The organism is Streptacidiphilus jiangxiensis (assembly GCF_900109465.1).
In the GTDB taxonomy this organism is placed as follows: domain Bacteria; phylum Actinomycetota; class Actinomycetes; order Streptomycetales; family Streptomycetaceae; genus Streptacidiphilus; species Streptacidiphilus jiangxiensis.
Map to the genome: position 1 here is coordinate 1 of NZ_FOAZ01000057.1, position 15108 is coordinate 15108.

The 15108-nt window shown below is 72.2% G+C and carries 22 protein-coding genes; all 22 read left to right on the forward strand.

Translation table 11 applies throughout. From position 1 onward, the window contains the following. A partial coding sequence (locus tag BMY61_RS42660; protein WP_177240415.1) for an AAA family ATPase occupies positions 1 to 492 on the forward strand: 492 nt, incomplete at its 5' end. A gap of 140 nt (positions 493 to 632) precedes the next feature. Further along, positions 633 to 1037: a hypothetical protein gene (locus tag BMY61_RS42665; RefSeq protein ID WP_042449464.1), complete on the forward strand. Its 405-nt coding sequence runs from the start codon at positions 633 to 635 to the stop codon at positions 1035 to 1037. Positions 1038 to 1185: 148 nt separating this feature from the next. Next, on the forward strand, positions 1186 to 1827 hold the full coding sequence (locus tag BMY61_RS42670) for a hypothetical protein (RefSeq protein WP_042449466.1): 642 nt from the start codon (positions 1186 to 1188) through the stop codon (positions 1825 to 1827). Beyond that, complete coding sequence (locus BMY61_RS45735) at positions 1821 to 2201, forward strand: zinc finger domain-containing protein (protein ID WP_143094822.1); 381 nt, start codon at positions 1821 to 1823, stop codon at positions 2199 to 2201. Before BMY61_RS42670 ends, BMY61_RS45735 begins: the two co-directional genes overlap by 7 nt. A 260-nt stretch (positions 2202 to 2461) precedes the next feature. Next, complete coding sequence (locus BMY61_RS42680) at positions 2462 to 3682, forward strand: hypothetical protein (RefSeq protein ID WP_042449470.1); 1221 nt, start codon at positions 2462 to 2464, stop codon at positions 3680 to 3682. 85 nt (positions 3683 to 3767) lie between these two features. Continuing rightward, positions 3768 to 4349: a hypothetical protein gene (locus BMY61_RS42685; RefSeq protein WP_042449471.1), complete on the forward strand. Its 582-nt coding sequence runs from the start codon at positions 3768 to 3770 to the stop codon at positions 4347 to 4349. Positions 4350 to 4493: 144 nt separating this feature from the next. Further along, positions 4494 to 4853, forward strand: coding sequence for a hypothetical protein (locus BMY61_RS42690; RefSeq protein ID WP_042449473.1), 360 nt, complete (start codon positions 4494 to 4496; stop codon positions 4851 to 4853). Between the two features lie 55 nt (positions 4854 to 4908). Next, positions 4909 to 5643 carry a hypothetical protein gene (locus BMY61_RS42695; RefSeq protein WP_042449475.1) on the forward strand — a complete coding sequence of 245 codons (735 nt, stop codon included), beginning with the start codon at positions 4909 to 4911 and terminating at the stop codon, positions 5641 to 5643. Between the two features lie 22 nt (positions 5644 to 5665). Continuing rightward, on the forward strand, positions 5666 to 6406 hold the full coding sequence (locus tag BMY61_RS42700; protein ID WP_052438804.1) for a DUF6884 domain-containing protein: 741 nt from the start codon (positions 5666 to 5668) through the stop codon (positions 6404 to 6406). 86 nt (positions 6407 to 6492) lie between these two features. Continuing rightward, positions 6493 to 7347: a Mom family adenine methylcarbamoylation protein gene (locus BMY61_RS42705; protein WP_174514506.1), complete on the forward strand. Its 855-nt coding sequence runs from the start codon at positions 6493 to 6495 to the stop codon at positions 7345 to 7347. Between the two features lie 74 nt (positions 7348 to 7421). Next, positions 7422 to 7715, forward strand: a complete 294-nt coding sequence (locus tag BMY61_RS42710) for a hypothetical protein (protein WP_042449477.1) — start codon at positions 7422 to 7424, stop codon at positions 7713 to 7715. 8 nt (positions 7716 to 7723) lie between these two features. After that, entirely contained in the window at positions 7724 to 7885 is a 162-nt protein-coding gene (locus tag BMY61_RS46910; RefSeq protein ID WP_161791271.1) for a hypothetical protein, read from the forward strand. A 122-nt stretch (positions 7886 to 8007) separates the two neighbouring features. Beyond that, complete coding sequence (locus tag BMY61_RS42715; RefSeq protein ID WP_052438806.1) at positions 8008 to 8478, forward strand: hypothetical protein; 471 nt, start codon at positions 8008 to 8010, stop codon at positions 8476 to 8478. A gap of 55 nt (positions 8479 to 8533) precedes the next feature. Next, positions 8534 to 9247 carry a hypothetical protein gene (locus tag BMY61_RS42720; RefSeq protein WP_052438807.1) on the forward strand — a complete coding sequence of 238 codons (714 nt, stop codon included), beginning with the start codon at positions 8534 to 8536 and terminating at the stop codon, positions 9245 to 9247. Further along, positions 9238 to 9798 carry a DUF6248 family natural product biosynthesis protein gene (locus tag BMY61_RS42725; RefSeq protein ID WP_042449479.1) on the forward strand — a complete coding sequence of 187 codons (561 nt, stop codon included), beginning with the start codon at positions 9238 to 9240 and terminating at the stop codon, positions 9796 to 9798. Before BMY61_RS42720 ends, BMY61_RS42725 begins: the two co-directional genes overlap by 10 nt. Positions 9799 to 9875: 77 nt before the next feature. After that, a complete protein-coding gene (locus BMY61_RS42730) occupies positions 9876 to 10454 on the forward strand; it encodes a hypothetical protein (RefSeq protein WP_042449481.1) in 579 nt (192 codons plus the stop codon). Positions 10455 to 10620: 166 nt separating this feature from the next. After that, positions 10621 to 11169 carry a hypothetical protein gene (locus BMY61_RS42735; RefSeq protein ID WP_042449483.1) on the forward strand — a complete coding sequence of 183 codons (549 nt, stop codon included), beginning with the start codon at positions 10621 to 10623 and terminating at the stop codon, positions 11167 to 11169. A 33-nt stretch (positions 11170 to 11202) separates the two neighbouring features. Continuing rightward, positions 11203 to 11706: a hypothetical protein gene (locus tag BMY61_RS42740; RefSeq protein WP_042449484.1), complete on the forward strand. Its 504-nt coding sequence runs from the start codon at positions 11203 to 11205 to the stop codon at positions 11704 to 11706. 12 nt (positions 11707 to 11718) lie between these two features. Then, complete coding sequence (locus BMY61_RS42745; protein ID WP_042449486.1) at positions 11719 to 12303, forward strand: DUF4262 domain-containing protein; 585 nt, start codon at positions 11719 to 11721, stop codon at positions 12301 to 12303. 207 nt (positions 12304 to 12510) lie between these two features. Continuing rightward, complete coding sequence (locus tag BMY61_RS42750) at positions 12511 to 13317, forward strand: GP88 family protein (protein ID WP_042449730.1); 807 nt, start codon at positions 12511 to 12513, stop codon at positions 13315 to 13317. A 421-nt stretch (positions 13318 to 13738) separates the two neighbouring features. Then, positions 13739 to 14248, forward strand: coding sequence for a hypothetical protein (locus BMY61_RS42755; RefSeq protein WP_143094823.1), 510 nt, complete (start codon positions 13739 to 13741; stop codon positions 14246 to 14248). 144 nt (positions 14249 to 14392) lie between these two features. After that, the coding region (locus BMY61_RS42760) for a DNA methyltransferase family protein (RefSeq protein WP_075004296.1) at positions 14393 to 15108 on the forward strand (716 nt) is incomplete at its 3' end.

The following is a 15108-nucleotide window of genomic DNA, read 5'->3' on the forward strand; positions in this document are numbered from 1 at the left end:
CTGACCCGCGAGGTCCTGTTCCTCCACCACGCCACGGACAGCGGAACCGCCACCGCCCTGCCCTGGGCCGCGCTGTCACGGGGAACCCGCAGCGCCGCCGCGGCGCTCCACCTCGCGGTGCACGCCCTCGACCACGGCCACCGGCTGCTCCTGGACGACTTCGGCGCGGGACTGCACCCGCGCCTGAGCGCCGAGATCGTCCGGCTCTTCGCCGCCCCCTGGATCAACCCCCGCGGGGCGCAGCTGATCCTGGCCACGCACGACACCTCGCTCCTCGGGCCGTCCTACGCCCCGGTGCTCGCTCCCCACGAGGTCGTCCTCGTCGCCAAGGACGCGGCCGGGGCCACCTCGTTGACGCCGCTCGCCTCCTTCGATCCGGGGAAGGACGAGGACGTCCAGCGCACCTACCTGAGCGGCGCCTTCGGAGGAGCGCCCGCCATCGTGGACGGGGCCCTCGGCCGTCGGCTCAGCAGCGCGGCCAGCGGGAGCTGATCCGGCGCCTCGTGCCGAGCCGACGACTTTCGACACCGCGGAGGCGGCTCCCGGGGAGCCGCCTCATCCGGAGCCGAGCCAGCAGCCCGCGATCCCTGCGGCGGCTCGGCCCGCTTCTCGTCCGACCTCATGGAGCCCCATTGACCACTACCGACCGCGCCACCGCCTCCGGTGCCTTCGAACCCGAGGACGACGGCACGCCCGACATCGACGACATTGCCCTCGACATCGGGCGCGACGACCCCCTGTCCCCCGCAGACCAGGCGGACGCCGACCGGCTCGTCGCGCTGGCCGAAGAGCTCGGCCTGGAAGAGACCGACCTGGACGAGGCCGTGCACGATGCCGCCTCCCACTACGCCAGCGACTCCAGCAACGACCAGGGCGCCGCGGACCTGCCGCTCGGCGAGGCGCTTCACGAGGTCGCCGGCCTGCGCGCCGCCGAGATCAACAACGGCGGCCTGGACAGTCAGATCCACTACCTGGTCGGCCAGTACGGCACGAAGGAGACCGAAGCGATGATCCGCTCCGTCGTCGGCAGCAGCTGACCCACCCCCGCCCCGGGCGCACTGCCCGGACCGATCACGTCCAGGCCAGCCCGGATGCTCGCCTGGGGCTGGTGAGCACGCCGGCCCTCCCCTCACCCATGCCGCCCCGCCCGAGCCCGTCGGCACAGACCCCGCAGGAGACTTCGCCTTGTCCGCTTCCGAACTCAACCCCCTGCTCGCCGAGGAGGTGCTGACCGCGCTCCAGGCGGCGCGGCGCGGCGCCGAGGCCGCGGCGACGGTGGGCTCCTCGCTCGACGTGGAGGCCCTGGTCAGCAGGTCGTACACCGCGGAGATGCGCGTCGGCAGCCACCGGGCCACCGTCGTCTTCGCCGCCGGCCTCGCCGACAGTGGCATCGCGCACGGTGAGCACCTGGACATCCGGGCGGCTGTGTCCCTGCGCCACCGCGTCCCGCTGACCCTCTCCTACGGCCTGGTCAGCACCGACTCCGGAGCCAGCTGGACCGTCGCCTTGTCCCGGAGCGGCCGCGGGTGGCTGGCCTCGGCCCAGCAGATGCTGGAGGCGGCCCGGCCCCGCGTCACCGAGATCGCGCACGATCCCGAACACCGCACCGGACTGGCCCCCGTGATCGACGCCGCCCGGCACGTCGCCGCGCTGCGCGCCCTGTTCGCCCTCCGGCAGGAGCGCGAGCAGCTGGCCCGGGCTGCCGCACGTACCCTGGCCGCCCGGGCCGTCCTCGACCGCTACGGATACTCCGAAGCCGACCTGAGACGGCTGGGCACGCACCTGGCCCGGCTCGCGCCCGCCAACCGCTCCCTCATCGGATGGTGAGCGCCCACCCGGCCCCCGCCGCTGGCAGCGGCTCCCGGACGGGTGAGGTCCGCCAGCCGTTCGGGCCGCCGTCCTCCCGCGCCGAAGAGCGGGCCTGGAGGGACGCCGGACTGCTCGTCGACACCGCCGGCAGCCCCTTGCCGGCGACCGGGACACCCTGCGGCTTCTGCGACGGCTCCGACCTGGGAGACACCTGCCCGGGGGCACTGACCTGCCCCAAGTGCAAGGCGCCGCCCGGCAGGCACTGCCGCCGTCCGAGCGAGTGGGAGACCTCGCAGTGGCATGCGGCGCGCGTGCAGGCCGCCGACCTGGAGGACCAGCGCCGCGAGGACGCCGGCGACGGCACCATGCCCGCCCGCTGGGCCAGCACCTGACCGCGCCCCAGGAGCGCCCCGGGCCGCCGGGCCGGCGTACGCGGAGGCGCAGGAGGCCCCGGCCCCTGTCGCTCGGACGGCCTCGACTTGCCCACCACCCACACATCAAGCATTGCAATATGAGCAAATGGGCTGTAGATTAGTTCTCGTCGGTTCGCCCCGGGCAACGCACCGCAAGACTGCGCCCACGGCCGGCGGCTCTCCTCTACGACGGCCGCGCGATCGACCGCTTCCCCACACCCCAACGATCGTGAGAACGCATGTCCGTCGTCTGCCCCGACGCGACCCCCGCCGACGCCTGGCGGGCCGCCGACCCGCTTCGGCTCCCCGCGTGGCGCACCCACCTTCGGGACTACTTCCGCCAGCCCCACGTTCACGAACGCCTCGCCCTCAGAGCCGCCGCCTGGCACGAGAGCCAGACCCCCTACGTCCCGGGGCGCAGCGGCCCGACCACGGCCGGGCGCATCCTGGCCAGGCAGGAGGTGCAGCGGCTCGACGACGCCCGCCTGTACTACGCCGACGAGGACATGACCGCCCTGTCGGTGGCCGTCGGGGCGAAGCGGCCGGAAGAGCCGGTGAGCATCGACCGCATGCCCTCACCGGCGGGGTTCCAGCTCTTCGCCACGCCGCTGGGCTCCTACACGGCCACGAGCCGCGAGATGTTCGGAGTCGATCCGCTGCCGGAGGAGACTCCCACCCTCCACGTCCCCATCGTGGCGGTCTCCTGGAGCATCTGGTCCCCCACGGACCGGATCCCGAACACCCCAGTCAGCTGGATGTACCGCACGGCCGACGAGGAGCAGGCCAAGATCCCCGACAGCCGGGGCATCTGGCTGACCTACTACAGCACCAGGAGCATGGGCTTCGAGCTGCTGCCCCCGGAGACGCGGCTGGGCACGGAGATCCGCTCCCGTCGCGCCATCACCGCCGGAGACCAGGTGCGCCAGTCCAAGGGCCACGCGCCGCTCAGCCGGGTCGACTCCTTCTATCTGCCCTTCGGCAAGCCGTTCCACGAGACCGCACCGCACTGCGCCTCCTACTGGACCCAGGCGGTCTACACCGCCTGGCAGCTCATCCAGCAGGAGGGACCCAGCGGCTGGACCGAGACCGAGGACCTCACCGTCCGCTCGAAGAGCCCGGGCCGCAAGCGCGACCCGCAGCGCGACACCGTGCGCGTCATCCGCCTCCGGCCCCCACGGCGGCCCTCGCGCGAGGCGACCGAGCGCGACCGCGCCGCCGCCGACTCCGAGAACCCCACCCGCTACACCCACCGCTTCCCGGTCCCGCCCTACCGGCGCCCCAACGCCTGTTGGAACTCCGCCATCCACAGCGACGACCCCAAGACCCGGCTCTGCAAGCACGCCGAGCAGATCGTCGCAGGCTCGATCCGCGGCCCCAAGCACCTCCCGCTGCGCGTCGGCCCCGTCTTCAAGCTCACGCCCCCGCCGGACGAGCCCACAGCAGCCGACGGCGGCCTGTGACCTCCTCGTGGTGTCCCCGCCTCCGCCGGGGACACCACCCCTCCCCTCCAGCAGCCGAGAATTCGAAAGAGCAGGAAAGCAGCAAGTGAGCGCCGACTACTACGTCTACGCCGTCAGCGCGAACCTCGCCGAGAAATGGCATTCCTACCAGTCGGTCGAGCGCGTATACGCCAGGATCTCTGCAATCGACTGGGATGACCCCGAGCAGCAGTCAGAAGCGCTTCGGCTCATGCAGCACGCCCAGGACGAGCGGGAGTCCGTCGCCCCGGACATGGAATCCGTCATGTTCTCCGAGACGGAGCGCATCTGGCTGGGCGACTCCACCATGTGGAAGTTCCGGCCGGACCCCGGCGAGTTCGGGCGCGCGCCCGGCGCGGTGCTGTTCATGCGCAAGCTGGACAGCGCCCCCGCCGTCACCCCGCAGCTCACGGCAACCCTGCTCGACTACCTCAACGTCCGGGCCGAGGCCCACACCCGGACCTACTGGGAGCCGGAGACGATCGAAGCCAACTGGGCCGGCTCGTTCGATGCGCTGCGGCGCATTCGACTCCGGGGCGGTGGGCGCCGCATCCAGCATCGCAGCCGCGCCGTCACCCTCAACCGGCGCGCCATGAAGCAGTTCCTGACGAGGAATCAGGGAAAGTACTTGATCTATTTCGCCGAATAGGCGAAGGCCCGCCCGATATCGGGGCGCGTGGTTCGAATCCACGGCGGGCGCCACGCGGATTTCCCGATCCGCACCAGGACGGAACAACCGGGGCGGACTCGATCGAGCAGCCGCAGTGCCCCGGCAGACGATGAGGGGGAACCTATGGACTCCGAGGACTTCAACGCCACCGACAGCGCGCAGCCCGAGGCATGGGAGTACGTCGAGATGACGACGCCCGAGCTGGCCGACGCGATCCGCGAAGGCGCGGTGATCTACGCGGAGCCGACCCACGACCTTCGCTTCGAGGTGTCGCTGGCGGGCGTGGTCCAGGTCGTCATCGCGGCCATCAGCACCGAGGCCGCGACCCAGCTGCGCCACGCGCTCTGCGCCTCGCTCGGCGGCACCGCCGCCGCCGCGGTGCGGACGGCCGTCGCCATCCCGCTCGACGAGGCCGTCGACCGGGCGCAGGCCGCCCTTCTGCTGCGGGCCATGGACGCGCTCGCGATCGTCACCGGCGGCTGACCGCCGAGACCGGCTCCGACAACTCCCAGCACCACAACCGAGGACACCGAACAGCATGCTGCCCGACTCCAGCTCCCCCTCCCCGGACCTTCCCAGCCTCCAGGACCTTCCGCTGCACTCCAACGGCCACCTCGGCCTCGCCGGGGAGGGCTCCCTGGTGACCGTGCTGCGGGCCGGCGGCGAGGAACGGATCATGGGCGTCCGCCACAGCTGCGCCGTCTGCGGCGAGAGCCCCCAGTTGGAGGTGACCGCGGACGCGGTCGAGGTCACCAACGCCTGCCTCTACCCCGACGGCATCACCACCGAGACCACGCTCAACGTCCCCTCCGGCAAGATCGTGATCACCGACGACCTTCGCGGCGTCTACGGCTGGGATCTGGAGACCATCGGCGACTACAACACCGCCGCCGGCCAGGACCGCGCCATCCGCTCCCTGGCCGCCGCAGGCTGCGCGTTCGGCCCCGTGGGCAACAGCTGCCCCGGCCTGTACCGCACCGGCCCTGACACCTACGTGATCGCCACCCCCGGCTACGACGAGGACGAAGGCGACGAGCAGCTGGCCGGAGCCGAGCGGATCGCAGGCATCGTCACCGACCTGTGGGCCTACTCCATCGCCGACGTCGACGACTTCACGGCCCGCGGCGGCAGCGTCGCCGACCTCGGTTGGACCGCCGACGTCGTCGACATCACCCCCGGCACCTACCAGGTCATCCACCACACCGGGGAGGCCGGGTTCGACCACGACGCCCCCGGCGCCCTCGTCTTCGCCCACATCCAGCGCATCGCCTGACCGGCCCCACCAGAGAGTTCCGATGACCACGTACAACGACCAGGGCGCGCCGAGCGGGCCCCGCCAGGCCCGCGCCGTCCGCCCGCGCCTCACACCGGCCCACCGCCGCGCGCTGCTGGGCGGGGCCAAGGACCCGCTCGGCCTGCTGCCCAAGCCCGTCAACCTGCGCACGGCCGTCTCCCTCGCCGGCGGCGGCTACGTCGGCCTCGACCAGAGCAGGGACATCCTGCGGGGCCGCGCCGCGACCAGGGAAATGCTCGACGTCTGGGGCGGAGCGCTGACCGAGGACGGGTGGGCCAGGGCGCGCGAAGAGGGCGCCGGCCCCTACCGCATCGTCATCGTCGGCTGCGGGAAGGCGAAGCAGGACCGCCGCGTCACCGCGGGCATGCTGTACACCGGCGGGTTCCACTGGGCCTGCCGCTACACCGGCATGGAGCTGCTGCACGGCGGCGGACGGCTGTACATCCTCTCCGCCGCCCACGGCCTGCTCGACCTGCACACCGAGATCGACCCCTACGACCTGACCGTCGGCGACCCCGGCAGCGTCAGCCCCGACCTCGTACGCGCCCAGGCCCTCGAGCGCGGCCTCGAGCACGCCGAGGTGACGGTGCTCGCCGGCAGCAGGTACGTCGACCTCGCCCGCGCGGCCTGGCCGGACCTCGAAGCCCCGCTGGCCGGAGCGCGCGGGATCGGCGAGATGCAGCAGCGCCTGGGCCACCTCCGCCGCGAGACCCACCACCGCAACCTCGAAGGCAACTGGTGACGGCCCGGCACGCGCCCGGCCCCGCGCGGTGGGAGACCATGGCCGCAGGCAGCGCCGACGGGTGGGCGCAGCGGTGGAGCAACAGGATGCCGACCTGGCGACACGTCTCGCAGGGAGGCTTCGACCGCCGCCGGTACGAGGTCGTCGAACTGGCCGACGCTCCAGCGCGGGCCTACATCCAGGCGAACCACTACCTGACCGGGTGGCCGGCCGCGCGCTTCCGCTTCGGGCTCCTGGACCTCGAGGCCGACCCGGTCGCCGGCGACCAGGTCGTCGACGGCTACCCCCTGGTCGGCGTCGTCGTGCTCGGCGTTCCGATGAGCCGCCGCACTCTGACCAGCGTCTACCCCTCGCTGGAGCCGTACACGGAGTCCTTGGACATGTCCCGGGTGTGCCTGTCGCCGTCCGTTGCCAGCAACGGGGAGAGCTTCACCGTCTCCGCAGCGCTGCGCCTCGCCGCCGGCCACGGGGTGCGCGGCGTGACAACCTCGGCGGACCCGGTCCCGACCCTGCGGACGCTCCCCGACGGGCGTACCGCGGGATCCCCCACCGGGCACCTCGGTGTGATTTACCAGTCGCTTAATGCGGTTTTCGTGGCGAGGAGCTGTGCCCGGACCCAGACGATTCTGCCGGACGGGCAGGTCCTGGCCGCACGCTCGATCTCCAAGTTCCTCGCCGGCGACTCCGGCGCGGACGGGGTGGAGCGCAGGCTCGGCGGCTACGGCGCGCCGCTGCGCGCGGCGGGAGCCGACCGCCGCGCGTGGCTGGCGACGGCGCTGGAGCAGATCGGGGCCCGGAAATTCCGGCATCCAGGGACATACCGGTACGCCCTGAAGGCGGGCCGCTCGCGGGCCGAGCGCAGCCGGACCGCGATCGCGATGGCCGGCCTTCCCTACCCCAAGGCAGAGCATTGCAATATGAGCAAGGGCAATGTATTGTAGTTCTTGAAGGCGGCCCCGGCCCAGCCACTACGGCGAACAGGGGCGATCTCCCCCGACCACGAACGGAGCCACCCATGGGCGCGACCACCTTCTTCACCATCGCCTCGGGCAAGACCCCCGAGGAGGCCCTGGAGAACGCCTTTGATGGCAAGTGCAAGTACGAAGTACTCCCCGAGGGCGTTCGCGGCGACAAGGAGGGCATGGAGCGCGTGGCGCAGGGCATCGTGACCGAGGCCGAGGCCCACGCGTTGGCGACCGCGCTCGAATACGACAGCCGGTTCGCGGAGTGGTGGGACCCCATCGCGTACGTCGAGCTCTCGCCCGAGGACCAGCCCCGCTTCGCCTTCTTCGGCTGGATGAGAGGCTGAACCCCGACGTGACCGGCCTCTCCGAGGACACCGCGCAGCTGTGCGCGTGGTCCGGCCGGGTCGACGGGATCTGGCGCGACCGGCACCCTGCCACTGCCTTCCGTCTCGACTCGCAGGGCATTTACGTGCCGGTCTGCGACGAGCACGCCCGGCTGCTCACCGCCAAGTAGTCCTGGTGATCGACCAGGAAAGCCCACCGACGCTCAGGGCGCAGCCCCCTCCCAGACTCAGCGCCCAGGCGCGCGGCCACGGCCGGGAAGCAGTTGCCTCCGCCCGTGCCGTCAAGGAAAGCATGCTGATCGAACTCCCCTTCCTTGTTGCCGAGTTGCGCGCGAGCATGGTCGACGGGTACACGCCGGACGACGTCAACCGCGCCTTCGGCCGCATCAAGGACGCCCTCGGCGTCGACCTCGTCTGCGTCTGGGAGTACCACGACGACTTCGGCTACGGCGGTAACTCGGACTTCTACGTCCGCTCGGCCGAGGGAGCCGTCCACGAGCTCGCCGGCTACCTCTGGCCCTGGCTGAACCGCGCCCTGGACGACCCCGAGGCCCCCGAGCACCCGGGCGACCCTGCCACCTGGACGGGCCCCACCTCCGACGTCACCGACGACCTCGCCGACGACGGCTTCCACAACGCCGCCCCGCCCAGCGAGCGCTGCGGCAACGAGGAATGCCGCGACGAACTCGGTGGCAACGGCTACGACGGGCTGTGCGACTCGTGCGCAGACCGGACCTTCGGCGACAACGACTACGACCTCTGACCCTCCACCGACAGCACGCCCCGGCACACACCGGCGCACGAGAGGAAGATCCTCAGTGGACCTGGAGCAGTACGCCGCGCTGACGGCCACGCCGCTGGGCCGCTCCCGGCTCAGCGCCGCGGACCTCGGCGGCCCCGACCGCACCATCGCCTTCGGCTTCACCGCCGAGCGCCACGCCTGGCACCTGTACCTGGAGGGAGATCTGCTGCACGTCCTCACCTACGACGGCCGTGCCGGTCAGACCGTCCACCACCAGCAGAGCCAGGTGTGGCTGACCGCCAACCTGGTGCCCAGCAAGCGCCTGTACCCGGAGAGCACCGACGCGCAGTTCGCGCGGCTGATGCGCTCCCGCGGACACGACCTTCGCTTCAGGGACTTCGACGCCCAGCGGCACGCCCGTCGCCGCGACCGAGCCTTCCACGGCCTGGTTCTCGACCGCCGCTCCGGAGCCCTGGTCGAGCGCATCGACCCGGCCGCTCCGGGCCTCACCGCCGCGCCGGTCCACGCCGGCTTCGACCTCGTCCTGGACCGCGCCCCGGACGGACCCACCGAGGCGACCCTCTACCGGGACGGAGTCGAGATCCCCGGGGTGCGGGTCCACACCGTGGACCCCGGTGCCTCCGGCCACGGCCATGGATGGCTCCGGCAGGTCACCGACCTTCCCCGCACCGTCCCGGCCACCGTCAACGCCCACGTCGCCCTCCTCGCCCACACTTACCACGGGGTCTGCGACACCTCCTGCCAGCAGGACTCCGACCCGTGCCGGTGAGCCCGCCCGACACCCCACCGCCGAGCCAGGGGCAGCCGGACCCCGGGCTGCGCCCGCGCCGCCGGGGGCCGGCGCTGTCGCTCCTCCGGGGGCGGCCGGTCACCCTCCTCCGCCTCCACGCGGCGGCGTTCCTCGCGATCCGCGAGCCCATCCCCAGCAGCGTTCCCTCCCCGATGACCGAGGCGGAGGCGGCCTGGGTCCGGGAGACCGCCTGGACTCGGCACCACCGGCGGATCGACGGGAACTACCCGCACGGCTTCTACCGCTGGTGCGACTGCGAGCGCGGCGTCTGCTCCAACTGCGTGGCCGGCGCGCACAGCACCTGCGCGACCCGTGCCGGAGCCCGGTCGACCGGCCCCGACTCTGTCACCGGCCCGAACGGCTACTCCGTTCCCGGGGCCCTGGTCATCCAGGCCGACCACCAGCGCCCCTGCTCGTGGATCTGCCCCTGCCCGTGCCCGACACCGGAGCCGACGACCGGCCAGGAGCAGCGCCCCACCTCCCGCGCGGCCGGGAAGCTCCGCCGGACGCAGGCGGCGCTGTTCGACTGACCCGGGGAGGCCTCGCGCACCGCGTCGGAGCAGGTCCTGCCCGAAACCCCGATCCTCAGCCCACGAAGTGGATCATCATGTCCCGCCTTCCCGACCACGACGCCCGGCAGCCGTCCGCGCCCGGTCTCCTCGGCGGCGCGCTCATTCCGCTCGCCACCGGTCTGTGCCGCGCAACGACAGACCAGCGCGGCGTCACGCTCTCCTGCCGCAGGCCTGCGGACCACCTCGCCCTCGCCCACCACGACCCGGACCGCAACGACGGCACCGCCTACACGATCAAGTGCACCCGCTACTACGACCGGAGCCGGATCTCGGCCGGCCACCTCTCCGCCAAACTCGGCAAAGCTGGCCTGACACGCAGCACCGCCACCAGGCGCAGGAACCCTCGCACCGTGGATTTCACCACCGGGTTCAGCGTCCTCAAGGCGGACGAACGCCACGCCCTCGTGCTGCACCGCACCCCCGCCGCCCAGGCGAAGCGCTTCACCTCGACCGACGCCGAGACCGCCGCCGCGGCCATCGCCGCCGAGTGCACGGCCTACCGCACCTACACCGAGGTGATCACCAACCTGGGGCTCCACGTCGAGTGCGTTGACCACCGGGACCACCCCGGCCGCATCGCGCACCTGGTCGTCACCAAGTCCATCAGCCGCTGAGGCGTCACCTGCTCAGTGCTCGGATCGAGGCACGGCGTTATGCGGCCCCGCCCCGCCTCCACGGAGCTGACCGGCGCTCAGCAAGCCGTCCCGCAGTCCGCCCCAGCCGTCCCATCCCAGTCCACGGAACCCCGACACGTCCCGCCACCACCGCTGGAGCCCCCGCATGACCACCGCCCCGCTGCCCGCCGGATGGGCAGTCGCCTTCCACCGGGTTCACAACCTCGTCATCCTCACGCTCCTGGACCAGGACCGCGTGGAGAGGGAGATCGGGTTCCACCCACTGGCAGCCCCCGGGCCGGAGAACGAGATCGCATCCTCGCTCGACCAGATCACCGATCCCGACCTGGGCACGGCCGCTCGGAAGCTGCTCGACTCCTTCTACGCGCGCACCGCGCGGGCCCAGCGCAACTCCGACGCCTTCGGGCGGGCCTTCCCGGACCTGTCGGCCCTCTTCGCCCGCCTTGCCGAGCAGGTGCCCGGCTGCACGGCGGGCCTGGACCTCGACCACGAGGCCTTGGCCCTCGTCCTGACCGCGCAGGCTCCGCGCGAGTCCGCCCCGGAGCTGCTCGCCCTCATCCGCCGTTGGCCCGGATCCGTTGACGGCCCGGCCAGCGGTGTGGAGCCGGCCCTGACCGAGACCGGCGGGCTGACCCTCTGCCTGTCCCAGGACCTCGCCGAGCAGTTCCTGGCCTGGTTCCGCGACGAGCCCTGACCCCACCCTTCTCTGCCCGTAAGGAGACCTGCCTTGACCGATCCGTCGCTCCAGCCCGCCGCCGTCTCCGGCGCGCTTGTACTGGCCGGCTTCCCCAGCCACGCTCCGCACCGGTCCCTCGGCTTCCGCGTCGAGATCCCCGGCCCCCTGCACCCCGAGGCCACCACCCGGCTGCGCTGGCACGGGGACGACCCGACCCCGGCGCTGGACGCCGTCCGCACCTACCTGGTGTGGAGCGGACGCGCCGCGCGGCCCGGCCGCGACCGGCACGGCCCCTACGTCATGGTGCTCGACGCCCGCTGCGCCGCCGCCGGGGACATGGTGCTGCCCAGGCCGAAGATCACCCCCAACGCCGCGGGCTACACGCTGGTCAGCGCCGACCGGCCGCAGGCCACGGGCCTGAGCGCCCAGGTGGTCACCGACCTGGCCACGGACGCCCGGCGCCGGGGCCTGGCCGTGTACCAGCTCCCCAGCGGCGAGATCCGGATGGGCGTCACCAGCCTGATCCCCGAGCCCTCCCACGAACCCACCGCCTGACCGGGAAGACCCATGCACAGAACCGTCCTGCACGAGGCCGCACTGGCCAACCGCCGGCTGCACCAGCTGCCCGTCCTGCCCGGCGTCCAGCACACCGCCGGGCGCCTGGCGGCCACGACCGCCGAGTTCGAGGCGCTCCTCGACGACTTCGTGGTCGCCTTCGACCCGGTCATCTCCCGCGTGCTCCAGAACATCGACGAGCACGGCCTGCACATCACGGGCGTCTTCCCCACCAGCGACACCGCGCCGGAAGATCGCGAGCAGTTCAGCTACACCACCGGCCTGAGCGAGCGGCTCGGCTTCGAACTGGCCCTCGCCACTATGCCGTACGAGACCGCGCTGTGGATCCTCAACACCGCCGCGACCCTGCTCAAGGACACGCCCGCCGAGGGCGACCGGATCGAAGGAGTGCTGGGCGGCGGCTACACCGCCCGGCTGCACCGCTGCGCCGACACCAGCCGCTTCGCCATGACCCGCCGGATCTACGGGAGCGACCCGGACCGCGGGGTCTGGCAGGTCCTCGTGCCCGACGCCGCAGGGCTGTTCCCGGACGAGCCGGGCTACAACCACACCGGCCTTCCGCAGCCCCTGTACTGAGAACCCATCACGTGCATTGCAATATGAGCATGCAGGATGTAGAGTAGTCACTGAGCCGGAGGGGCCCCGAGGTCGGGGCCGCCAGCCAGGGCGTCGCCTCAGTTGCGACCGCGCCGCCGACCCACCTCACCGGTCGAATCGGCATTCCGGCTCCACATGCCTATCGCCCCGGCGTGCTCCGGGTTCCCCAGAAAGGGGCGCGTCGTCATGGCCGCTCGCAAATGGCTCCTCACCCAGAATTCCCAGCTCCGGAAACTCGGGGTGTTCAACTGGCCGCTTCCGGCGGCCGAGGTGAAGATGCCGAACGGGCGGTTCATGAACGTCTGCCCGAGCGCCGGGGCGTGCCGTGACCTGTGCTACGCGCGCACCGGCACGTACCGCTTCGCCAACGTGCTGGCCGCTCACACCCGGAACCTCATGTACATCCTCGAGCGCCCGCAGGAGTGGGCGGCGGAGATGAAGGAGGAACTCAAGCACAAGCGATACCAGGGCAAATTCGTGCGCTTGCACGACAGTGGAGACTTCTTTTCCGCTGATTACCTGAAGCTCTGGCTCGACATTATGCAGGAATCGCCCGACGTAATCTTCTACACTTACACCAAAGAGGTCTCGCTCTTCCGCGAGATAGTGGAACCGGACGTGCCCGCGAACTTCCGGTTCCGGTACAGCCTCGGCGGACGCGAAGACCGTCTGCTCGACCTCACCCGCGACCGGCACGCCGAGGTGTTCCCCGACGAGGACGCCGTCGCAGCGGCGGCCTACGAGACGAACAGCGAATCCGACCTGGTCGCGGCCTCCGACTCCCTCCGGGTCGGCATGCCGGCCAACCCGATCCGCCATCTTCAGCGCCTCCAGGGCCGCGAGACCTTCGGCGAGATCCAGCGCCGCCAGGACACCGCCCGCGCCGAGAGGCTGGAGCGCGCACGCGCGAAGGCCGCCGCCTCCACCACCGCTGCCGCAGTGGAGCCGGTCGCCAGCAAGGCAACCGACGACCCCGTCCTCCTCGCCAGCTGATCCACCGCGCCTCCGCCGGTCCCACTGGCACCGGCGGAGGCCGGAGACCGCAACACCCCTGCCCACACTCCATCGGTCCCACCAGCCCGGAAACAATCCAAGCGAGGCTTGACCATCGCCGTCATGATGCCCGTCAGGGCAAGCGCCGGGACTATTGCTGTCCCGGCCACAACCCCAAGGAACTGCACCACGGGACCGAGCGCGCCCGCGAAAAGCGCGAGTGGCTCCGTGAAGCCGCCCAAGACCTCGGCGACGACGAACACCCCCTCGGCTCCTGAGGAGCTCTCTCGCTCCGGGCCGCTGGCTGCGGCCCCCGACCATCCCGTCACGCCCCGGCTCCGGAGCCCGCCGTCGCCACCCCGCCATAGGAGCGACGGCCCGATCCGACCCGCACCCGCCCCTTCCCCTCATGGAGAACACCATGGCTGCTGAAGCGTCCCTCGTGACCGCTTCCATCTCCCGCGTCCTCGCGCTCGCCGGCTTTCCCCGTCACGCCCCGCACCAGCCGATCGGCTTCCACGTGGAGGCGCCCACGGCGGAGCAGCCCGAGGGCGCCCTGGCCCGGGTGCGCTGGCACGGCGAGGACGACGGCGTCCAGTCGGACCGGCTGGACGTCATGCGGGCCTACCTGATCTGGGACGGCCGCCCCGCCCGCGCGGCCCGCGACGACCGCGGTCCCATGGTCCTCGTCATCGCCCACCATCACGCGACCGACGAGGACCTGGCCCGGTTCCGCCCGAGCATCACGCCCACCGCGGACCGCTACGAGACGGTCATCGGTGAGCGCCGCATGCACAGCGGGCTGTCCCCTGAGGCCGTCACCCGCCTCGTCCAGGGCTCCCCCTCGCACACCTTCGCCTACCAGCTCCCGAGCGGCGAGATCCGCATCGGCAACACCCGCTTGGTCCCCGAGAGCGACGCGAACGGCTGACCGGCCCGGCTGCCGCCGCCCAGACCAGCGACGCGCCGGAGGACCGGCTGCTGCTGCTCGCCGTCGGCGGGCCTCGCAGGCCGGCGGCGGCCGGCCCCACCGTCCGCCGACACCCGGACACCCGAACACCCCTAGGAGTTCCCTATGGCCACGCCCGGCCTGGTCGGCGCGGTTGCGCGCCCGACCCCCGCACGCCCCCTCCGCCCGGCCCGCCACGACGACGTCCGCCGGCTGGCCGAAGCCGTCGCCGAAGCCTGGCGCTCCACTCCCTACCGCAGCCGCCCGGACATCCCGCTGAGCATCGTCGCCTCGCTGGCGCTGATCCCGTCCAAGGACTGCCCCGACGAGATCGCGCGCACCATCGCCGGCAGCTGCGACACGCACCTGCTGCGGGGGCTGCGGGAGGTCTGGGTCCACCACTGGGTGCAGCGGCCCGAGCTGGCACCCGCCTTCGGCCCCCTGATGGCCTGGCTCGCAGAGGACGGGCCCGACGCCGAGGACCTGGCCCGCTCGGTCCGCAAGGTCGTGGACGTCTGCGTCCGGTACGGCCTGCTGGAGATGACCGGCAGCAGCGACGCCTACCGGCGCAGCCAGGTGGACGTCCTGTCCTGGACGTTGACCGAGCTGCGTTCGCCCGGCGCCCGGCGGCTGCTCGGGGAGTTCCACACCCCGCCGAGCGTCACGCAGCTGATCGCGAGCATGACCGCGGACGGCCTGCCGCCCGCCGGGGAGCGGTTCCTGGAGCCCTCTGGCGGCTCCGGCGGGCTCTTCCGGGCGCTGGCGCAGCGGATCCGTGAGCTGGGCGGCGACCCCGCCGACTACGGGTGGGTCCTCGTCGACATCGACGCCCTGGCCGCCGC